This window comes from Nocardia camponoti (assembly GCF_014646135.1).
Taxonomy (GTDB): domain Bacteria; phylum Actinomycetota; class Actinomycetes; order Mycobacteriales; family Mycobacteriaceae; genus Nocardia; species Nocardia camponoti.
This window is the reverse complement of the sequence record NZ_BMMW01000002.1, coordinates 492494-513992: the sequence shown is the minus strand read 5'-3', so window position 1 is coordinate 513992 and position 21499 is coordinate 492494. Positions and strand designations below refer to the sequence as shown.

At 65.4% G+C, this 21499-nt stretch carries 17 protein-coding genes; 12 read left to right on the top strand and 5 right to left on the bottom strand.

Features of this window, described 5'->3' with window-relative positions; genetic code table 11:
* Positions 1 to 4: 4 nt before the first annotated feature.
* Entirely contained in the window at positions 5 to 1309 is a 1305-nt protein-coding gene (locus tag IEX78_RS10605; RefSeq protein WP_188828741.1) for a hypothetical protein, read from the bottom strand.
* 55 nt (positions 1310 to 1364) lie between these two features.
* Between IEX78_RS10605 and IEX78_RS10600 the strand changes: the two genes are divergently transcribed.
* The 4 genes from IEX78_RS10600 to IEX78_RS10585 all read left to right on the top strand — a co-directional run bounded on the left by IEX78_RS10600 (position 1365) and on the right by IEX78_RS10585 (position 5042).
* Positions 1365 to 1970, top strand: coding sequence for a TetR/AcrR family transcriptional regulator (locus IEX78_RS10600; protein ID WP_188828740.1), 606 nt, complete (start codon positions 1365 to 1367; stop codon positions 1968 to 1970).
* A gap of 17 nt (positions 1971 to 1987) precedes the next feature.
* Positions 1988 to 3607 (top strand): acyl-CoA dehydrogenase family protein, encoded by a 1620-nt coding sequence (locus IEX78_RS10595; RefSeq protein ID WP_188828739.1) that lies wholly within the window; start codon positions 1988 to 1990, stop codon positions 3605 to 3607.
* A gap of 40 nt (positions 3608 to 3647) precedes the next feature.
* Positions 3648 to 4310, top strand: coding sequence for a nucleoside/nucleotide kinase family protein (locus IEX78_RS10590; protein WP_229683866.1), 663 nt, complete (start codon positions 3648 to 3650; stop codon positions 4308 to 4310).
* Between the two features lie 120 nt (positions 4311 to 4430).
* Positions 4431 to 5042 (top strand): potassium channel family protein, encoded by a 612-nt coding sequence (locus IEX78_RS10585; protein WP_229683865.1) that lies wholly within the window; start codon positions 4431 to 4433, stop codon positions 5040 to 5042.
* Here the strand turns inward: IEX78_RS10585 and pgi are convergent.
* Positions 4963 to 6600: a glucose-6-phosphate isomerase gene (gene pgi / locus IEX78_RS10580; protein ID WP_188828738.1), complete on the bottom strand. Its 1638-nt coding sequence runs from the start codon at positions 6598 to 6600 to the stop codon at positions 4963 to 4965. The two genes, IEX78_RS10585 and pgi, sit on opposite strands and share 80 nt — an antisense overlap.
* An 86-nt stretch (positions 6601 to 6686) precedes the next feature.
* Here pgi and IEX78_RS10575 point away from each other — a divergent pair, with 86 nt between their 5' ends.
* Positions 6687 to 8153, top strand: a complete 1467-nt coding sequence (locus IEX78_RS10575) for an NAD-dependent succinate-semialdehyde dehydrogenase (protein ID WP_188828737.1) — start codon at positions 6687 to 6689, stop codon at positions 8151 to 8153.
* Positions 8154 to 8172: 19 nt separating this feature from the next.
* Here the strand turns inward: IEX78_RS10575 and IEX78_RS10570 are convergent, their stop codons facing one another.
* Positions 8173 to 8466 (bottom strand): chorismate mutase, encoded by a 294-nt coding sequence (locus IEX78_RS10570; protein WP_188828736.1) that lies wholly within the window; start codon positions 8464 to 8466, stop codon positions 8173 to 8175.
* Positions 8467 to 8678: 212 nt separating this feature from the next.
* Between IEX78_RS10570 and pcrA the strand changes: the two genes are divergently transcribed.
* Positions 8679 to 11162: a DNA helicase PcrA gene (gene pcrA, locus IEX78_RS10565; RefSeq protein ID WP_188828735.1), complete on the top strand. Its 2484-nt coding sequence runs from the start codon at positions 8679 to 8681 to the stop codon at positions 11160 to 11162.
* 127 nt (positions 11163 to 11289) lie between these two features.
* Here pcrA and IEX78_RS10560 read toward each other — a convergent pair whose 3' ends face one another.
* Together IEX78_RS10560 and IEX78_RS10555 are read right to left on the bottom strand one after the other, a co-directional pair.
* Positions 11290 to 12678 carry a DUF1731 domain-containing protein gene (locus tag IEX78_RS10560; protein WP_188828734.1) on the bottom strand — a complete coding sequence of 463 codons (1389 nt, stop codon included), beginning with the start codon at positions 12676 to 12678 and terminating at the stop codon, positions 11290 to 11292.
* A gap of 78 nt (positions 12679 to 12756) precedes the next feature.
* The gene (locus IEX78_RS10555) at positions 12757 to 13734 is read right to left on the bottom strand and encodes a M23 family metallopeptidase (RefSeq protein WP_188828733.1); all 978 of its coding nucleotides are present in this window, start codon (positions 13732 to 13734) and stop codon (positions 12757 to 12759) included.
* Positions 13735 to 14223: 489 nt separating this feature from the next.
* On the opposite strand from IEX78_RS10555, the gene sucC reads away from it, so the two are divergent.
* The 6 genes from sucC to purH all read left to right on the top strand — a co-directional run bounded on the left by sucC (position 14224) and on the right by purH (position 21483).
* Positions 14224 to 15387 carry an ADP-forming succinate--CoA ligase subunit beta gene (gene sucC, locus IEX78_RS10550; protein WP_188828732.1) on the top strand — a complete coding sequence of 388 codons (1164 nt, stop codon included), beginning with the start codon at positions 14224 to 14226 and terminating at the stop codon, positions 15385 to 15387.
* 22 nt (positions 15388 to 15409) lie between these two features.
* Entirely contained in the window at positions 15410 to 16327 is a 918-nt protein-coding gene (gene sucD / locus IEX78_RS10545) for a succinate--CoA ligase subunit alpha (RefSeq protein ID WP_188828731.1), read from the top strand.
* 172 nt (positions 16328 to 16499) lie between these two features.
* A complete protein-coding gene (locus tag IEX78_RS10540) occupies positions 16500 to 17579 on the top strand; it encodes a DUF5336 domain-containing protein (protein WP_188828730.1) in 1080 nt (359 codons plus the stop codon).
* A gap of 121 nt (positions 17580 to 17700) precedes the next feature.
* Positions 17701 to 19185, top strand: coding sequence for a cell division protein PerM (locus IEX78_RS10535; protein ID WP_188828729.1), 1485 nt, complete (start codon positions 17701 to 17703; stop codon positions 19183 to 19185).
* 64 nt (positions 19186 to 19249) lie between these two features.
* Positions 19250 to 19912, top strand: coding sequence for a phosphoribosylglycinamide formyltransferase (gene purN / locus IEX78_RS10530; protein WP_229683991.1), 663 nt, complete (start codon positions 19250 to 19252; stop codon positions 19910 to 19912).
* Positions 19909 to 21483 carry a bifunctional phosphoribosylaminoimidazolecarboxamide formyltransferase/IMP cyclohydrolase gene (gene purH / locus IEX78_RS10525; RefSeq protein WP_188828728.1) on the top strand — a complete coding sequence of 525 codons (1575 nt, stop codon included), beginning with the start codon at positions 19909 to 19911 and terminating at the stop codon, positions 21481 to 21483. Before purN ends, purH begins: the two co-directional genes overlap by 4 nt.
* Positions 21484 to 21499 lie beyond the last annotated feature (16 nt).

The window sequence follows — 21499 nt, the reverse complement described above, 5'->3', positions numbered from 1 at the left end:
CTGCTTAGCGATCGGGGTGCGTGGTGGTTAAACCCATTGCCGCACACAGAGATTCAAGGCCACTGGCAGCGTTATCCGATTCCGTGCTCGTTAACGCCAGCGTGTACGTGTCGCCAATGCCGGTGAGGTAGCCCGACAAACGCGTGCGGGGGTATTCACGCAGACCAGGGTGAATCGCGCGGGCCGCGACTCCCGTGCACTTGTGGGAGCCGACCACGTCCAGCTCGGCAGGGAAGCGACCAATGTTGGAGCACAAGATGTCTCGCTCGCCGGCCCCTTTGCTCAGCCGGTACGCGAGGCGATCGCCGACCAGGTGCAGAATCTCTTCCGGCAATCCCGCTGGTGCTGACATCCGGCGCTGATACGCGTCGCGTGCCTTCGCGCGCACGGTCGCGGGAGTGTCGGCGCGGACGATGTCGATTTCGGTGACGGAGAGATCGTTGTTGACCCGGGGTTCGTCGCGGGTGTCGACGGGCAGACTCGCTTGGATCACCTCCCGCGCAAACCCAGTGCGCCACAACGTGTTCGCGACAATCCAGATGAACAGACTGTTGGGAGTACCACCCATTTCCCGAGCGACCCTGTCGAACCGCGCGGCATCGAACACATGCAGCGAGGAATACACCCCGCACCGCCCCGCCGCCCCTGTCCCAGACTCTTGAGGGCGAGCCCGAACCGCGCACCGTAAGTGGTCCAGCCGGGTCATCTCGCGCCACACTGCCCGCACGGTCCCGCGCAGGACTGCCACCGATTGCCGTTGCGCATCAACCCAATCCGATTCCGAATGTTGCCCGGGAATGAGTGCAAGCGCGCCGACCTCGCCCAAGTCGTTGTCCCGCGTGCCCGCGTAGCCCGCACCCGACTCCACGAGCGCAGCACGCACCGCGCCCTCAACCGCGATCAACAAGCCACGGGCGTCTGCCAACACGTGCGAGCACGTCAGGGCGATAACCGTTCCACCATTTGCCAAGGCGGCCACCGACATTCGCCAACCCGGGAAGAACTCAGGGTCGAGGTCGGTGCCCAATCCGTCGGCCCACTCCAAAACCTCGGCGGGCGCGAGGGTGCCTGCGCGCACATCAAGCGGGTGCGCGCGCACGGTAGGCACCCACCCTCGGCGCGCTCCGGGCACCCGCGCGCCAACGACCCGACGGCCAAGTTGACCAGCACTCAAACGCGCGTGAATGCGCGCCAACAACTCCGGCGACATCACCCCGTCGGTGAGCCACAACCCCTGCAAAACCGTCGGTGTCCCCATCCCGCGATGGGCGCGCAGGAAGATCTCGTCGACCACCGTCAGCCGTTCCATCGCTCGACCATAGCCCCCTTGCGTGAAGCAGTGAATTGGTGGTTCACTTTTTGACATGGTCTACCGACGCACGCCCGCCGTCCAGGCGCGACTCGACGCCCAACGCGTCCAACTCGTCGCGTCGGCCACGCGCGTGCTGTCCCAGGCGGGCTACGGGGGCCTGTCGGTTGCGGCCGTCGCCGCCGAAGCGGGCGTGGCGACCGGCACGGTCTACAAGCAGTTCGCCAACAAAGCCGAGCTGGTCGCCGCCGTATTCGACACGGTCGTCGCGCGCGAAGTCGACGCCGTCCGCGCCGCGTCGGCGAGCGGCCAAGACGTCGTCACCCGAGTAACCGCCGCCGTCGAAACCTTCGCGGGCCGCGCCCTCAAAAACCCGAAGCTCGCCTACGTCCTGCTCGCCGAACCGGTCGACGCCGCCGTCGACGCGCAACGCCTCGAATTCCGCCGCGCGTTCGCCGCGAGCTTCGCTGACGCCATCGCCGACGGCATCGCTACCGGTCAACTGCCCCCACAGGACGTCGCGATGAGCGCCGCCGCACTAGTCGGCGCGATCGGCGAGGTCCTCGTCGGCCCGCTCGCTACCCAACCACAGGCTGAGTCGGTGATCCCCGGCCTCGTCGCCTTCGCCGTCCGAGCCCTCGGGCTCCCGAATTCGCGTTAACCCCAAGGAGTTTCGCCATGCGCACGCACGAGGTGTTCAACCAGGCACCCCCGCTCGTCCCGTTCGACACCTCGCGCAACCCCGCGCTCATCGAAGGGCTACACCGGGAAGGTGCGGGCTGGGCCGAGCCTGAAGTGCGCGAACTCGGTGTGCTCGCGGGTGCGGAAACCGCGCAAGAGTGGGGTCGCTTCGCCAACGACTATCCGCCGGTCCTGCACACGCACGACCGCTGGGGCAACCGCGTTGACGAGGTGGAATTCCACCCGCACTGGCACGACCTGATGCGCGTCGCGGTCGAACACGGACTCCACGGCAGCCCGTGGCTCGACGACCGACCCGGCGCCCACACCGCCCGCGCCGCGAAATTCTTCACCTGGGGCGCGGCCGACGCTGGCCACATGTGTCCGATCTCGATGACCTACGCGGTGATCCCCGCACTCCGCCACAACCCCGAACTCGCGAAGCGCTTCGAACCCCTATTAGGTTCGCGCACATACGATTTCGGCTTGCGCGAGCCGTCGACCAAAGCCGGGCTGATCGCGGGCATGTCGATGACCGAGAAGCAGGGCGGCTCCGACGTACGCGCCAACACAACAACCGCGACCCCGCAGCCCGACGGTTCCTACCGCATCGTCGGGCACAAGTGGTTCACGTCAGCGCCGATGTCGGACATGTTCCTCACCCTCGCGCAAAGCCCAGAAGGCTTGTCCTGCTTCCTTTTACCGCGCGTCCTGCCCGACGGAACACGCAACCCGATCCGCATCCAGCGGCTCAAAGACAAGCTCGGCAACAAGTCGAACGCATCGTCGGAAATCGAATACGAGAACGCGACGGGCTGGCTCGTCGGCACGCCCGGCGCTGGCGTCAAAACCATCATCGAGATGGTGAATATGACCCGGCTCGACTGCGTAATCGGTTCCGCGACCGGCATGCGCATGGGTGCGGTCCAAGCGGTGCATCACGCACGTCACCGCGCCGCCTTCGGGGCCAATCTCGTTGACCAACCAGCAATGCGAAATGTGCTGGCCGACTTGGTGATTGAATCCGACGCGGCAACCACCGTCATGATGCGACTGGCAGGCGCAACCGACCGCGCGAGCACCGACGAAGGCGAAGCCGCACTGCGCCGCATCGCGCTAGCCGTCACCAAGTACTGGGTATGCAAACGCGCGCCCGCGCACGCCGCGGAAGCGCTGGAATGCTTGGGCGGCAACGGATATGCCGAGGAATCGGGCATGCCGCGCCTGTATCGGGAAGCGCCGCTGATGTCGATTTGGGAAGGCTCGGGCAACGTCGCCGCGCTCGACGCGCTGCGGGCAATGGGCCGCCAGCCCGAAACCGTCGAAGCGTTCTTCGCCGAAGTCACCCGAGCTCGCGGTGGCGACGCCCGTCTCGACGACGCCATCGACAGGCTCGGCAAAGAGCTCACCGACCTCGCCGACATCGAATACCGGGCGCGTCGCGTTGTCGAACTGATGGCACTCGTCTTGCAAGGCGCGCAACTCGTGCGCCACGGTCACCCGGCCGTCGCCGACGCGTTCTGCGCGACCCGACTCGGCGGCGACCACGGCATCGCGTTCGGCACGCTGCCCGTCGGGGTGAACACCGCGGCGATCCTCGAACGGGCGTACCAGTAATTCGCCGTTCCGGGCGGCACGTTCTCGCTAGGGTGTGGACGTGACCTGGGCGAGTGGCGTGCTTTCGGTGGGAGAATTGGCCCAGCTAGTGCGAAGACGCGCGCGCAAACAACCAGGTAACCGGCGGTTTTTGCTCGGGCTGGCCGGGCCGCCCGGTGCGGGCAAGTCGACGCTCGCCCGCCGATTGGTCGACGAACTCGGCGACGCGGTCGTCGCGCCGATGGACGGCTACCACCTGCGCAACGAGGTGCTCATCGAACGCGACGCACGCGCACGCAAGGGCGAGCCCGACACCTTCGACGCCGCCGGTTTCGTCGCTGACCTGCGCACGCTGCGGGCGAGCGCGATCGGCGACGAAGTGCCGTGGCCGACGTTCGATCGGGCGATCGACGAGCCAACGCCAGCGGGCGTGATCGTGCGCGACGAGCCGATCGTGATTGTCGAAGGCAACTACCTGCTGCTCAACGACCCAGCGTGGGCGCCGGTGCGCGGGCTGCTCGACGGGTGCTGGTACGTCGACGCCCCGCACCACGTGCTCGCCGAGCGCCTGCGCCACCGGCACGTCGTTGGCGGTCGGACGCCCGACGAGGCGGAAGCGAAGGTGCGCAACAGCGACCTACGCAACGCCGACCTCATCGCGAGCAGTCGCCACCGCGCGGACCAGGTGCTCGTCGCGGTGGGTTCGCAGTACCGGATGAGTTAGCACCCACGGGCGAGCTTGTTCGGCGCAGGCCGCCGCGCCAGTTCGCAACGTCGGCATCGCGCGTCGCGAACTCGGCGTGGCGGGCCCCGCGATGCACGGCAGCTCACCGATCATGGACCGGTGAGCCGAATTCCCAGCGCGTTCCGGCGCGTCGCGCGTAACGTGACGGCCGCCGCGTGCGCGCTGCTTTTCTTCTACGGCGTCCCGCTCACCTGGGATTTCGGGCTCAACGACGGCCCGCGCGCACTAATTGGCTTGGGTTGCTTCGTGATTGGTGTCGCTGGCCTAGGTGCGCTTGTCTGGCGGCAAGTTGTGCGCCTCACGGCTAACGGCGACTCCGCTGAAGGCCGCGTCGACGGCGTACTGCTCGTCATCTGCATCGTCGTCGTGTTCTTCGCGCTCTTCTACGACCGCCTAGAAACCGCGAATCCTGGCGAATTCAACGGCATGAGCACCCGCACTGACGCGCTGTACTACACGCTGGTGACGCTCGGCACCGTTGGCTATGGCGACGTCAACGCGGTCGGTCAGATCGCGCGTGTCGCCACGATGGTGCAGATCGTTTTCGACTTTGTCGTACTCGGCACCCTCGTTGCGATCCTCGGCTCGACCGTCACCCAACGACTAGCCAAAGCCCAACCCAAAGCCAACGTCAGCGATGCCCGCGATACCAGCGAATCAAATTCTCCGTCGACGAATCCAGTTGCACCTCAGGAGGATTCGCCGAACTGAGCAGCGGAACAAGCTCTTGGGCTTGGGCCTTGCCCAACTCGACACCCCACTGATCGAAGCTGTCGATGCCCCAAATCACGCCTTCGACAAACACCTGGTGCTCGTACAGCGCGATCAGCTGACCAACCGCTGACGGCGTCAGGCGCGGCGCCATGATCGTGGTGCTCGGCCGGTTACCCGGCATTACCTTGTGCGGCACCAACTTTGGGTCGGTGCCGGCAGCTTCGAGTTCTTCGGCCGTCATCCCGAACGCGAGCACCTTGCTTTGGGCGAGCATGTTCGCGATGAGGATGTTGTGCATCGTTGTTTTGTCGTCAGGTGTCGGCAGGTCATCGTTCGCCTCGGCAAAACCGATGAAGTCGGCGGGGATCAGCCTCGTACCCTGGTGCAGCAGTTGATAAAACGCGTGCTGTCCGTTGGTTCCTGGTTCGCCCCAAAAGATTTCGCCCGTCGACGACGTGACGGGCGTGCCGTCGGCGCGAACGGACTTGCCGTTCGACTCCATCGTCAACTGCTGCAAATACGCGGGGAACCGTTGCAGATCGTTGGCGTACGGCAGCACCGCGCGCGACTCCGCGCCGAAGAAGTTCGAATACCAAATGCCAAGCATCGCAAGGATTACCGGCGCGTTCTGCTCGAGCGGAGCAAGCGCGAAATGCCGGTCCATCGTGTGCATTCCGCCGAGGAACTCCGCGAAACGCTCCTTGCCGATGGTGACCATCACCGCGAGCCCGATTGCCGAACCAACCGAGTACCGCCCGCCGACCCAATCCCAGAACTCGAACATGTGCGTCGGGTCAATGCCGAACGCCTTCACGCGCTCGGCATTGGTCGACACCGCGACGAAGTGCTTAGCGACGGCGTCCTCGCCGAGCGCGGCGACGAGCCACGCCCGCGCCGCGGTGGCATTGCACAGAGTTTCCAAGGTGGAGAACGTCTTTGACGCGACGATGAACAGCGTGGTCGCGGGATCGAGACCACTGAGCTTCGCGACCAGATCGGCTGGATCGACGTTGGAAACGAACCGCGCTTGAAGTTCGGGATCGGTGTAAAAGCGCAGGGCGCGATACACCATGTCGGGCCCAAGGTCGGAACCACCGATGCCGATGTTCACGACGGTTTTGATGCGCTCGCCGGTTGCGCCACGCCAGGCACCGCCGCGCACCGAATCGGCGAACGCGCCCATCTTGGCGAGCACCTCGTGGACCTCGGCGTCGGCGTCGGCACCGTCGATCGACAACTCGGCGCCCGGCGGCAACCGCAGCGCGATATGGCCCACAGCGCGGTTCTCCGACGTGTTGATGTGCGCGCCGGAATACATCGCGTCGCGTCGCTCTGGTACGTCGGCCGCGCGCGCGAGATCGATAAGGAGACTGAGGGTTTCGCGCGTCACGCGCTGCTTGCTGTAGTCGACAAAGAGATCACCCGCCTGCGCGGTGAGTTCGGTGCCGCGGGCGGGGTCGTCGGCGAAAAGTTTCCGCAGGTGCAGATCCGCGATGGAGCGATGATTTTCGCGCAACGCCTGCCAGGCTGCCGATTCAGTGATATCGCTGCTCACGGTGGATGAGACTACAGCCTTACCGACTCACAAGCGTGGCACCCGAAACGGTGAGACCGCGCCGCACCGCGCCTAGGGTGAAGGGCATGGTCTCTGTGGCTGAGGTATCTGAGGTAGTCAAAAAGGTGCCAACCGGTTTGTGGATCGGTGGGCGCGCCGTCCCTGCGACGGGCGGCGCGACATTCGCGGTGTTCAATCCCGCTGATGGGTCGGAAATCGCGCAGGTCGCCGACGCGACGCCAGCCGACGCGGTTCGCGCGCTCGACACCGCGGTCGCCGCGCAAGCCGAATGGGCCGCGACGCCAGCACGTGAACGGGCCGAGTTATTGCGGAAAATGTTCGAATTGCTGACCGAGCGCGCCGAAGAATTCGCCGTGCTGATGACCCTGGAAATGGGCAAGGCGATCGGGGAGAGTCGCAACGAAGTGCGCTACGGCGCGGAATTCTTCCGGTGGTTCAGCGAGGAAGCGGTGCGCGTACATGGCCGATTCCAGCAGGCACCGTCAGGGACTGGGCGCATTATCGTCGCGAAAGATCCGGTTGGGCCAGCGCTGGCGATTACGCCGTGGAATTTCCCGCTCGCGATGGGCACGCGCAAGATCGGTCCCGCGCTCGCCGCTGGCTGCACGATGATCGTGAAACCGGCGTCGATTACCCCGCTCACCATGCTCGCGCTCGCCCAACTCGCCACCGAGGCTGGAGTGCCGGACGGGGTGCTTTCGGTGATCACGTCGAGCCACTCGGGTGCGGTCACCGCGCCGCTCTTCGACGACGACCGCCTGCGCAAACTCACCTTCACCGGCTCGACCGAGGTCGGCAAGAAGCTTGTCGTTTCGTCGGCGAAGAAGTTGCTGCGCACGTCAATGGAATTGGGCGGCAACGCGCCGTTCGTCGTCTTCGATGACGCCGACATCGACGCCGCCGTCGCGGGTGCGATGCAGGCCAAGCTCCGCAACGGCGGCGAGGCCTGCACGGCAGCGAACCGGTTCCTCGTGCAGCGGCCGGTGCTTGCCGAATTCACCGAGAAGCTGGTCGCCGCGATGGCTGATTCAGTGCGACTTGGACCGGGACTCGACCCGACGACCACGCTCGGTCCGCTCGTGAGCGCCGAGCAGCGCGACATTGTCGCGGCGCTTGTTGACGACGCGGTCGCGGCAGGTGCGAAGGTGCTGATCGGCGGTGAAGTACCTGATGGTCCGGGCTGGTTTTACCCGGCGACGGTGCTCGCCGATGTGCCACCCAACGCCCGGATTCTGCACGAGGAAGTGTTTGGTCCGGTCGCCCCGATCGTCGCGTTCGATACCGAGCAAGAGGGCATCGCGGCGGCGAACAACACCGAATTCGGCCTGGTCGGCTACTTCTACACCCGCGACCTTGACCGCACGATGCGCGTTTCGTCGGCAATGCGGACGGGCATGGTTGGCGTGAACCGCGGGGTGATTTCCGATCCGGCAGCACCGTTTGGTGGCGTGAAGGAATCCGGCTTCGGACGTGAGGGTGGCGTCGAGGGCATTGAGGAATACCTGAACACGAAGTACGTGGCCCTGACGTGAAAGTAGGCCGCCTTGGTTGTTAGCGGCCGAGGCGGCCACGACCCAATCGCAGCAGCAGCATCGCGAGCGTGTGGCCTTCCTGGCCAAGCTCGCTGAAGCGCTCAAGCACCTTCATTTCGCGACTGTGCACCAAGCGAGGACCACCCGAAGCCATTCGGGTCCGACCGATGATGCGCGAGATCTCGCTTCGACGCTTAATCGAGGCGAGGATGGTCGCGTCGAGCTGGTCGATCTCCAACCGGAGCTTTTCGATCTCGGCTTCAGACTGCGGCAGCGCCGAATCGGACCCGGTGGTCGTAGCTGGGATGCTCATCATTCATCTCCTCGTGTCAGAACTTGGATCGGCCGGCTAACACGACCTGTTACCCGATCTGTTCCTTCACTGTGAAAACTTCCCCGATGGGCCGAAAAGTCCCCCGGGCGTCGCGCGCTGATCTAGTCGTCCCAGTCTGCCACGCCGTCGTAGTGAGACAAAACAGTCGCGACAGCAAACCTGTCGGTGGGCGGCGGTAGCGTGGACAGACCATGAACACTCTCGCCCAAACCGCAGCCCGCAACAGCGCCGAACAGGAAAAGCGTCGCGCCGAGCGCGAGCAGGAACGCGTCGCCGAGACTGAGCGCCTGCTAGCCGGGCTCAATCCGCAGCAGCGTGCCGCCGTCGTGCATGAAGGCACGCCGCTGCTCATTGTCGCGGGCGCGGGGTCGGGCAAGACGTCGGTGCTCACCAAACGCATCGCCTACCTGCTCGCCGCGCGTGGGGTGCAGACCGGCCAAATCCTTGCCATCACCTTCACCAACAAGGCTGCCGCCGAAATGCGTGAGCGCGTGGGTGCGCTTGTCGGTCCGCGTGCGGCGAGCATGTGGGTTTCGACGTTCCATTCCAGTTGTGTGCGCATTCTGCGCACCCAAGCGGCGCTGCTGCCGGGGCTCAACTCGAATTTCTCGATTTACGATGCCGACGATTCGCGGCGCCTGCTTGGCATGATTAGTCGCGATTTTGAGATCGATCCCAAGAAATACACTCCGCGCTTGCTCGCCACCGCGATTTCGAACTTGAAGAATGAGCTCATTAGCCCCGAGCAGGCAGTTTCCGATGCCGAGAAAGACGACACGGAATTAGCTGGGATTGTCGCGCGGGTTTACACCGAATATCAGCGCAGGTTGCGCACGGCCAACGCGCTCGATTTCGACGACCTCATTGGCGAGACGGTCGCGCTGCTGCAAAACCATCCCCAGGTTGCCGACTTCTACCGCCGCCGGTTCCGGCATGTGCTTGTCGACGAGTACCAGGACACCAACCACGCGCAGTACGTGCTGGTCCGCGAACTGGTTGGGCACCCGATCACCGCCGCCGAAGCCGCGGAAGGCGCGTTGCCGCCGGGCGAGTTGTGCGTTGTTGGCGACGCCGATCAGTCGATTTACGCGTTCCGCGGTGCGACCATTCGCAATATCGAGGAGTTCGAACGCGACTTCCCGAACGCGGAAACGATTCTGCTCGAACAGAATTACCGGTCGACCCAACACATTTTGTCTGCGGCCAACGCCGTCATCGCCCGCAACGAGAATCGCCGCGAGAAGAAGCTGTGGACCGATTCCGGTGAAGGTGAACTGATCACCGGCTACGTCGCCGACAACGAACACGACGAGGCTTCGTTCGTCGCGAAGGAGATCGACCGGCTCGTCGACGCTGGTGAAATCACCTACGGGGACGTCGCGGTGTTCTACCGAACCAACAACAATTCGCGTGCCCTCGAAGAGATTTTCATTCGAATGGGCTTGCCGTACAAGGTTGTTGGTGGGGTCCGGTTCTACGAGCGCAAGGAAGTACGCGATATCGTCGCCTACCTGCGCGTGCTGCAAAACCCCGACGACGCGGTCAGCATGCGCCGCATTCTCAACACGCCACGGCGTGGGATTGGCGATCGCGCCGAAGCGTGCGTCGCTGTACATGCCGAGCAGCGGGGGATTGGTTTCGCCGAGGCGTTGCGCGACGCGGCCGAAGGCAAAGTGGCGCTGTTGAATACGCGTGCGCAACGGGCCATCTCAGGGTTCGTTGAGCTGCTCGACGAGATTCGCGCCGCGGGTGTACAGCCCGACAGCGAGTACCCCGATGTGGGCAATGTCGTTGAAGCCGTGCTCGATCGCACGGGGTATCGGGCCGAGTTGGAAGCCTCCGACGATCCACAAGATGGGGCTCGACTCGATAACCTCAACGAATTGGTCAGTGTCGCAAGGGAATTCAGCTCCGAAGCGTTCAATAACGCGCAGGCTGCTGCCGAAGAAGGCATTGTGCCCGAGGCCGCTGAGGGTGAACCGGAACCCGGATCGCTCGCCTCGTTCCTTGAGCGCGTTTCGCTTGTCGCCGACACCGACCAGATTCCCGATGAGGGCACCGGCGTTGTCACGATGATGACGCTGCACACGGCTAAGGGACTTGAGTTCCCGGCGGTTTTCGTCACCGGCTGGGAAGACGGGCAGTTCCCGCACATGCGTGCGCTTGGCGACGCCAATGAGCTCGCCGAAGAACGCAGGCTCGCCTACGTCGGCATCACGCGTGCGCGTCAGCGGCTGTACCTGTCGCGGGCCATCGTGCGGTCGGGGTGGGGGCAGCCGGTGTCGAACCCGGAATCACGCTTCTTGCAAGAGATTCCGCAGCATCTGCTCGATTGGCGACGCCTCGAACCCATCGCGTCGTCGCCGTTGCGCGGTGGTCGACGGCGTGGGGAAGACAGCAGCAGCGGCTTCGACCGCGACTGGACCCGCAGCGAAGGGTCACGCCCCGGATTACGTGGCGGACCGTCGCGGCCCGCGCCCGGTGGTGCGGCGAAGCGCAACAACACCGACCTGGTGCTGGCCGTCGGCGACCGCGTGAGTGACGACAAGTACGGCCTCGGTCGCGTTGTCGCCGCCGACGGGGTTGGCCCGCTTGCGACGGTCACGATCGACTTCGGTTCGGCGGGCAAGATCCGCCTTATCCCGCAGTTCAGTCGGACGATTGTGAAGTTGTAGGCGGCGACGCCGACGATCGTCCCTGGAGTGGTCGTCGGCGTCGCGCTAGTGCGGAAGCAAGTCGGCTAAGGCTTCGTAGTTGTAGGCGTCGAAGCCGACGATCGTCCCCGGGCGGCCGGGCGTCGCGCTAGTGCGGAAGCAAGTCGGTCAAGGCTTCGTCGAGGGTCGGGTACTTGAACGTGAAGCCCGCGTTGGGCAGCACTTCCGATGTTGCGTGACGGCCGGTCAGGCCCAGCGCGGCGTCGGTTCGTAACGCCACCGCGCCCACCTTCAGCAGCGCTTTCGGGGTGGGCAACGCGGGCGGGCGGTGCAGCAGGCGACGCAGAGTGGCCATCAGCTCAGTGTTGCGCACCGGAAAGTCGGTGGCGGCGACCAGGATTCCGTCCGGCAGGCTCACTTCGGGGTCGAGGCCAAGCGCCGCGCGCACGATCGCGAGCCAATCGTCGAGGTGAATCCAGCTGAACCACTGGTCGCCCGGCCCGACGCGCCCACCGAGCCCGCCCTTGGTGAGCCCGACGAGTCGACGCAGCGCGGGCGATTCGGGATCGAGCACGATCGACGTGCGCAGCACGGTCGAATGCTTCGCGACCGACGGGTCGAACGCCTCTTCCCAAGGTGCGGCAACACCGGTCATCTGTGGCAGTGCGGCATCGCCGACAGGCAGGGGAGTGCTTTCGGTACAACGAGTTTCGCCCGCGTCGGACCAAATCGCGGTGGTGCTCGCTTGAATCCAGTAGTCGACCGGCGTCGCGCGCTCGCGCGCGGCAGCAACCAATGCGGCAGTCGAATCCACGCGGCTGCTTCGCAATTCAGCAATATTGCGCTCGGTTGGCCGACAATCAACGAGCTTGCCAGCGAGATTAATGACGGCAATCCGCCCGGGTTCACGCAACTCACTGGCCCACGCCCCAACCGACCGCCCATCCCAAAGCACTTGCCGAAACGGCACTTTCGCGTTCACGCCGCGAGTAAGCAAGGTGACCCGCTGACCACGACACACCAGGTCGGCGGCGACCTGCTGCCCAAGCGCCCCACTGCCGCCCGCGACCACAACGCTGAGTGCGTCGTTAGCGGGCACAAGTCCGGCGAGTCGGGCGAGACGGGAAAACGCTACGCGCGCGCCAGCTTCGAAGTACTTCGCGACAACCTGGCGTGCGACGCCAGCTGACGGGCCGCTGAACCGCAGCTCCTGGCTCAGCTCGGTGCCACCGTCACGGGCCACCAGGCGCCAGGCGAGCGTCATCGCACCGGCAGGCTCGGGCGCGGCGATCGCCAGTTCGTAGTTTGGCGTGAACGCGGTGACAGTGAACGAATCAGCAAGACGCGCATGAATTTTCGACGTGATCGTGTCGTTTGGGAGGTAGTCGCCCTTTGCGCCGAGCGCGACAGGGGAATGCATCCGCACAGAGGTGACGCCAGGGTTCCATTCCGGCAAGCGGGTGAGATCGGCAAGCACCGGCCACACCGATTCCGGCGGGAGAGCGATGAACTGCGTGTACTTCGTTGTACCGGCCATGGCTTGACGCTAGCCCGGCAAAAGGCTGCCCGAAAGGTGGGTTAGGCCACGTTGATGCCGGTGGATCGGGGGAGCGAATCAGTCGCGCTGGGCGCCGAGGCTGATGCCACGGGTGGCGAGCCACGGTACCGGGTCGATCTTGTCGGAACCGTTGAGCCACACTTCGAAATGCACGTGTGGGCCGGTGGAGAAGCCGCGGTTGCCCATCGTCGCGATCTGGTCGCCCGCGAGCACGCGCTGGCCCTGCGAGACGGTTGCGGTGTCGATGTGGCCGTAGATGGTGATGGTGCCGTCGTCGTGCAGCACACGCACCCACATGCCGAAACCGGATGCGGGACCGGCCTCGACGATCGTGCCATCGGCAACGGCGTAGATGGGGGTGCCGATCGGACCGGCGACGTCGATGCCCAAATGCTGGACGCCCCACCGGGCTCCGAAGCCCGAGGTGTAGCTGCCCGAGGTGAACTTCGCGAAAAGCGGGCGCAGCTTGGCCGACTCTTGCTCGGCCAGTTCCTCGGCGTACTTGGCACCCTTGGCGAGGATGTCGTCGAAATGGTTCTTGTCGGCGATGGCGGTGGCTTCGAGTACCGAAGCACCGCCGGAAGCGGCTGCCGCGGCATCGGCCGTGTTCATTGACTGCGCCGCGATCTCGTGAATCTGACCAGCGGCTTCGTAATCAACGCCGTGCGTTGCGCTTTCCGCGTCGGCCACTGCTGCCTGGCCTGCCGCGACAACCGCGCCAGCGGCGACGGCGAAAACGGCGGCGCGACCCTTGAGGGCGGCGGGGGGAGCGGGAACGCGGTGCGCACCACCGCGACGTTCGGCGCGACGCGAAGTGGGGGCCGAATGCGTGGAATTGGGCTGTGCCCAAGCGGGAGCGTAAGACTCGTACTCGTCGACTTCTTCGAAGGTCTCGTCGGCGGTCCACTCGTCTTCGGCGGGCGTCCACGCGCCGCCATCGGACCAGCTATTTTCCTGATCAGACCAGGTATTGGGTGATTCGGCGACCGGGACCCGACTGCCCTGCGGATACGTGCCAGTGCTGACGTGCCTCAAAACTTGTCGTCCTCCTCAGTCCTGACGTGCCAGTCGTAGCCGGGTTGTCGTGACCTGGTTGTGACTTCGACCTCATGACGGTAACGAAGCGATTGCACCGAGGCAAGCGCTGCCCCGAAACCCAGGGTCCGGTGTGATATTCATCACCGTAACGCACTGGAGTGCTCACTGACGCTGATGTCGGCGAGTGAGGAATGTCGACGACAAAGTGTAGTAGATCGTGAGGTTCCTCGATATTTGCCCGCCTACCTGGAACGGGCGAAAAGCTACTCGCCAGTAGCGTTTTCCAGCGGTTTTGCCGACCTCGCCCAACCCGTCGTGACCTGCGCCACTTAGGATGAATGTGGTCGATTGTCCCTCCCCGTGACTGGTTAAAGTCCGCACCGACCCGCAAGCTGACCATCACGAGCGACCCGCAAGCAGTCGCTACGGCGTGCCGGGCCTACATAAAAGACGTTGCTATCGCAACGCAGACGAGACGGTGAGTACATGGATCTCTTCGAATACCAGGCGAAGGAGCTCTTCGTTAAGCACGGAGTGCCTTCGTCCGAGGGTCGTGTTTGCGACACGGCCGAAGAAGCGCGCGCGATTGCCGAGGAAATCGGCAAGCCCGTGATGGTTAAGGCGCAGGTCAAGGTTGGCGGCCGTGGCAAGGCTGGCGGCGTCAAGTACGCGGCCACCCCCGAAGACGCGTTCACCCACGCGCAGAACATCCTTGGCCTCGACATCAAGGGCCACATCGTCAAGAAGCTGCTTGTCGCCGAGGCGAAGGACATCGCCGAGGAGTACTACATCTCCTTCCTGCTCGATCGCTCCAACCGCACCTACCTGGCCATGTGTTCGGTCGAGGGCGGCATGGAAATCGAAGAGGTCGCCGAGAAGACCCCCGAGCGCCTCGCGAAGATTCCCGTCGACGCCGTCAAGGGTGTCGACCTGGCCTTCGCGCGTGAGATCGCCGAAGCTGGCCACCTGCCCGCCGAGGTGCTCGACGCCGCTGCCGTGACGATTCAGAAGCTGTGGGAGGTCTTCACCAAGGAAGACACCACCCTGGTTGAGGTCAACCCGCTGGTGCGCACCCCCGGCGACGAAATCCTCGCCCTCGATGGCAAGGTCACCCTCGACGAGAACGCCGAGTTCCGTCAGCCCGGCCACCTTGAGTTCGCGGATGTCGACGCCACCGACCCGCTTGAGCTCAAGGCCAAGGAAAACGACCTCAACTACGTGAAGCTCGACGGCGAGGTCGGCATCATCGGCAACGGCGCTGGCCTTGTCATGTCGACCCTCGACGTTGTCGCCTACGCCGGTGAGAACCACGGCGGCGTGAAGCCCGCCAACTTCCTCGACATCGGCGGCGGCGCTTCGGCGGCCGTGATGGCCGCTGGCCTCGACGTCATCCTTGGTGACTCGCAGGTCAAGAGCGTGTTCGTGAACGTCTTCGGTGGCATCACCGCGTGCGACGCGGTCGCTAACGGCATCGTCGGCGCGCTTGAGGTGCTCGGCGACGCCGCGACCAAGCCGCTGGTCGTCCGCCTGGACGGCAACAACGTCGAAGAGGGTCGTCGCATCCTCGCCGAGGCCAACCACCCCCTGGTGACGCTGGCTCAGACCATGGACGAAGGCGCCGATAAGGCCGCCGAACTGGCCAACGCCTAAGTCGAGTAAGGAATTCACTGACATGTCCATCTTCCTGAACAAGGACAACAAGGTCATCGTCCAGGGCATCACCGGCGGCGAGGGCACCAAGCACACCGCGCTGATGCTGAAGGCGGGCACCAACGTCGTCGGCGGTGTCAACGCGCGCAAGGCCGGAACCACGGTCAAGCATGTCGACGCCAATGGCAACGACATCGAGCTGCCCGTTTTCGCCACTGTCGCTGAGGCGATGGAGAAGACCGGTGCCGACACCTCGATCGCGTTCGTGCCGCCCGCGTTCTCCAAGGACGCCATCATCGAGGCCATCGATGCCGAGATCCCGCTGCTCGTCGTGATCACCGAGGGCATCCCGGTGCAGGACTCCGCGTTCGCGTGGGCCTACAACGTCGATAAGGGTGAGAAGACCCGCATCATCGGCCCGAACTGCCCCGGCATCATCACCCCGGGTGAGGCGCTTGTCGGCATCACGCCGAACAACATCACCGGCAAGGGCCCGATCGGTCTGGTCTCGAAGTCGGGCACCCTGACCTACCAGATGATGTACGAGCTGCGCGATTTCGGTTTCTCGACCGCGATCGGCATCGGCGGCGACCCGGTCATCGGCACCACCCACATCGACGCCATCGAGGCGTTCGAGAAGGATCCCGAGACCAAGATCATCGTCATGATTGGCGAGATCGGTGGCGACGCCGAAGAGCGCGCCGCGGCCTACATCAAGGAGCACGTGACGAAGCCGGTCGTCGGCTACGTCGCCGGTTTCACCGCGCCCGAAGGCAAGACGATGGGCCACGCTGGCGCGATCGTCTCCTCCGGCGGCGGTACCGCGCAGGCCAAGCAGGAAGCGCTTGAGGCCGCTGGCGTGAAGGTCGGCAAGACGCCGTCGGCCACCGCCGCGCTCGCTCGCGAGATTCTGGAGAAGGCGTCTATCGCCTCTGCGTGATCCTCAGTGATTGTCGAAGGCCGCCGCAGGGAATACTCCCCTCGGCGGCCTTCGCCAGTTATCCACAGGCGCAAAGTTATCCACAGGCTGGCTCAGTGAGTGATGCCTACCCTCGTCGTGTGCAGTAGCGTCAGGGACGGAACAGCGCACGACTCGACAAGGAGACGACGACATGTCCTACCCGACCGGGGGCTCCGGGTATAACGCACCCGCCGCACCCCAAGCGCCTGCCGCACCCACGCCAGGTGCCTCCGCGACCGGTGGCGTCTCCACGCCCGATGCGAATGACGGTGGGTTCAAAGGACTCCCGTTCATCCTCACCGCGGCCACCGCTGGCCTCGCACTGCTCACCTTCCTGCTCGGCTTCGCGCCGTTCTGGGGCGTAGAGCCGGTCACCATCGGTGCGACCACGGTCACCAGCGACAAGACGTTCAACCTGTTCGAAACCGGTGGTTCGGCGACGCTGATCATCGTGCTGCTAGCCGGGCTTTTCGCGGCGGTTTCGTTGCTGCCCAAGCAGGAACTGCTCGGCGCTGCCGCGGCTACCGCGGTCGCGGGCTTCATTGGCCTGCTCGTTGTCGCGTTCCTTGTCAATGACGAGGCAGTGCTGAAGTTCGGTGCCTACCTTGGCATCTTCTTCTCGCTGCTCACCGCCGTCGCCGCGATCGTTGGATTGCTGTTCAAGCTCGGCATCATCAAGGCGCCTGCGCCGAAACCCGCAGCGCCGCAGCAGCAGTCGGGTGGCTACCCGGGCTACCAGCAGGGTCAGCAGGGTTACGGCCAGCCGGGTCAGCAGTACGGTCAGCCCGGACAGCAGGGTTACGGGCAGCAGGGCTTCGGCGGTTCGTCGACCGGCGGTCAGTACCCGACGCAGTCGCCGTACGGCCAGTCGGCACCGGCCCAGCCAGGTCAGCAGTACGGTCAGCCAGGCCAGCCGGGTCAGCAGGCCGGTTACGGTCAGCCCGGCCCGCAGGCTGGGTACCCGCAAGCCGGTTACCCGCAGCAGGGTTCGCCCTATGGTTCGCCGCAGCAGCAGCCGCGTCCCGATGAGAGCGCGACGCAGCACTTCGGTGGTTCGCAGGCCGGTCAGCAGTCGGGTCAGTCCTACGGCGGTTCGCCCTACGGCGGTCAGTCCGCGCCCGCAGCACCTGGCGCTCCTGCCGCGCCCGCTCAGCCGTTCGGTGGCGAGCAGGCCGCCGACCCGGCTGCCGACGCGACAACGGCGTTCCGCCCGTCTGACGACAAGAAGTAATCGATCGACGGTCACCGCGCATGCGTGAGCTGCCCCGCGAGCCCATCGACGGGTCACCCGTCGGTGGGCTCGCGGCGCGCCTGCGGAGCGCACGCCGGGGAAGCTGCCACGCTGAATCGTCATGAGCTCCCGTAACGCCCCCGTTCGCGAACGCGTACCCCGCGAAGCGACGGTTCCGCTAGGCGCACGCATCAATAAGCTTTCGCCGCCACCGGATTTGGCACGTTCGCTGCTGCTTGTCGCGGTTCGGCCCACCCTGCTCAGCCTCACCGCGACTATCGCGGTTGTCTTGGTCGTGATGCTCACCAGCGGCACCGACCTCACCAATGCTCCGGGCGCGATCGCCGCGAGTTGGCTTGCCGCACACCAGGTTTCGGTGACCGTTGGGGCAACGACGCTGGGCTTGCTCCCACTCGTACCAACCGCGCTCGTGCTGTGGTTCGCCGGACGCGAATGCGCGCGAGCGGTGCCCGAACGACCAGCGCCGATCGAATTGGCGTGGCTCGCAGGCGCGACCGTCGCCGGTCCGTTCGTGATGACCGCCGTCTGCGCTGCCGTCATGGGCGACGCCGCTGGCGTCACCGCGCTCGAAGTGCCAAGTCTGCCAAGGGCTTTCGCGTGGATGGTGTTGCTGTACCTGGCGACGGCTGCCGTCGCGATCGTCGCGCGTGCTGGCGAAACCGTCTGCGCGCTGATTCCCGTCGAGCTGCCGGAGTGGGTCGCGCCGGGTGCGCGCGCCGCTCGTCGGACGGTGCTCCGGGTGCTTGGCTGCGCGTTGATCGCCGCGGTCGTTTCGTTTTGCCTGCATCTTTCGCGGGTCGGCGGTGTGTATAGCCACGCGCACGGCATCGCCGATGTGCTTGGCATGACGGTACTTTCGCTGCTTTACCTGCCCAATGTGGTTGTCGCGACGGCCAGTCTGCTCGCGGGTTCGCCCATCCAATTCGGGGTTGGCTCAGTCGGCTTGTTCGACGTCACGGGCGCTGGCCTGCCCGCGTTGCCCGCGCTCATTCCCGTGCCAGCCGGTCCCGCGCAGGCGTGGTGGCCGGTGCTGTTGCTCGTTCCCGTCGCCATTGGCGTACTCGCTGGTGTCGAGCTGGGTCGCAGCACCGATGACCGCGCGGGCGCACCGTGGGCCACGCTCACCAGCGCCGGACTGTCGACGGTGATGCTGACCGTGCTCGCGGTGCTCGCTAGCGGCCAACTCGGCGCGGTCGGCTGGGTCGGGCCCGACCTGCTCGTCCTGCCCGCGTTGCTCATGAGCTGGCTTGGCCTCGGCGGCTTCGCTGGCATGGTGCTCGCGCGACGCTTCCTCACCCGCACCACGCCCGGCGCATACGACTTTTATGACGACGAGTACTACGAAGACGATGACGACTACGCGTACTCGCCGAGCGCAACGTCCGAATACACCCCAGGCGCGACGAGCAACGAATCCGACGACACGTCAACCGAACTCGACGCGGAACTGATCGACGACATCAACGACGCACCCGAGGTGAGCGTCGCCGCCCCCGGTTCGACGTCGCCACCGGCCGACGACATCGTCGACGTTGAGGTCGTCGAGGCGGACCTGCCCGAAGGTGGGCCGGTCACCGGCCGTTAAACTCAGCGTCGGCGGTATCGCTATTTCCGCCAGCCCACGGCCCCCGCACCGCAGGAGTAGAGCGCTGACGTCGAACTTGGCCACGTATAAGCCCAAGCCCGCGGGGACCCCGACGAGGGTGGTTGTCCTCGCGTCGGGCACCGGTTCGCTGCTCAACACTCTGCTCGAAGCGTCGAGCGCGCCGGACTTTCCCGCCAAAGTTGTCGCTGTCGGCGTAGATCGACCGTGTGTCGCCACTAAGCATGCCGAAGCAGCGGCCGTTCCGCATTTCGAAATCGCGGTTCGTGATTACCCCGACCGTGCGAGCTGGGACGCCGCCCTCACCGCAGCTGTCGCCGCACACGAGCCTGACCTGGTCGTCTCCGCCGGTTTCATGAAAATTCTCGGCCCCGAATTCCTCGCCCGCTTCGCTGGTCGCGTGATCAACACCCATCCCGCGCTGCTGCCGTCGTTCCCCGGCGCGCACGGAGTGCGTGACGCGCTGGCCTACGGCGCGAAAGTCACCGGGTCAACGGTGCATCTCGTTGACGCTGGCGTCGATACCGGGCCCATTCTCGCGCAGGAGGCGGTGACGATCGCCGCTGACGACGACGAAGCCACCCTCCACGAGCGCATCAAGGTTGTCGAGCGCAGATTGCTGACCGAGGTGGTCGCCGCGGTCGCGACGCGCGGCATTGTCTCCGACGGACGAAAGGCAGAAATACCAGATGAGCGAGCACGCCGGTGAGTGAACGCAAGCCGATCCGCAGGGCGCTGGTAAGCGTGTACGACAAGACCGGACTCGAAGAGTTGGCAACCGGCCTGCACGCGGCGGGCATTGAGCTCGTCTCGACGGGGTCGACCGCAGCCAAGATTGCCGACGCTGGCATTCCGGTGACCAAGGTGGAGAACCTAACCGGGTTCCCCGAAACCCTCGACGGTCGCGTCAAGACGCTGCACCCGCGCGTGCACGCTGGCATCTTGGCCGACACCCGTCGCGACGAGCACGTCGACCAGCTCGTTGAGCTTGGCGTCGAGCCGTTCGAACTCGTTGTGGTGAACCTGTACCCGTTCACCCAGACCGTCGCGAGCGGCGCGAGCGTCGACGAGTGCGTCGAGCAGATCGACATCGGCGGCCCGTCGATGGTGCGTGCCGCCGCCAAAAACCACCCGTCGGTCGGTGTCGTTGTCGACACTCGCGACTATGACGACGTGCTGAACGCGGTGAAGTCGGGCGGGTTCACCCTCGCTGAGCGAACCGCGTTGGCCGCCAAGGCTTTCCAGCACACCGCGAGCTATGACATCGCGGTTGCCAGCTGGATGGGCTCGGTCGCGGTGCCCGCTGTCGCCGACGCCGACACCGATACCGAAGCCTTCCCGGAGTGGACCGCTGGCTCGTGGGAGCGCGCCGCGGTGCTTCGCTACGGCGAGAACCCGCATCAGTCGGCCGCGCTGTACACGGCCAACGACGGCATCGTGGGTCTTGCGCAGGCGCAGCAGTTGCACGGCAAGGAAATGTCGTACAACAACTACACCGACGCTGACGCCGCATGGCGTGCCGCGTACGACTTCGACCTGCCCGCTGTCGCGGTGATTAAGCACGCCAACCCGTGCGGTATCGCGACCGGTGCCGACATCGCCGAAGCGCACCGCAAGGCGCACGCGACCGACCCGGTGAGCGCCTACGGCGGCGTGATCGCGGCCAACCGCGAGGTGAGTGTCGAGATGGCTGAACAGGTCGCCGACATCTTCACCGAGGTGATTGTCGCCCCGTCGTACGCGCCGGGCGCGGTAGACGTGTTGGCGCGCAAGAAGAATGTGCGCGTGCTTGTCGCGGAAGCGCCGCAGCGCAAGGGCATTGAGCTTCGCCCGATCAGCGGCGGTGCGCTGCTTCAGGAGCGTGACGTGATCGACGCCCCCGGCGACGATCCGGCCAACTGGACGCTCGCCGCTGGCGATCCCGCCGACGCGACCACCCTCGCCGACCTCGAATTCGCTTGGCGCGCATGCCGTGCCGTGAAGTCGAACGCGATCCTGCTCGCCAATGACGGTGCCGCCGTTGGTGTTGGCATGGGTCAGGTGAACCGGGTCGACTCGTGCAAGCTTGCCGTCGACCGCGCGGGGGAGCGCGCCGCCGGTTCCGTCGCCGCGTCCGATGCCTTCTTCCCCTTCTCCGACGGTCCGGAAATCCTTGTCGGAGCCGGGGTTCGGGCGATCGTGCAGCCGGGCGGTTCGATTCGCGACAAGGACACCATCGAACTGTGCCGCGAAGCGGGCGTCACGCTGTACCTCACCGGCGCGCGTCACTTCGCGCACTGACGGTTACCCCTCGGGG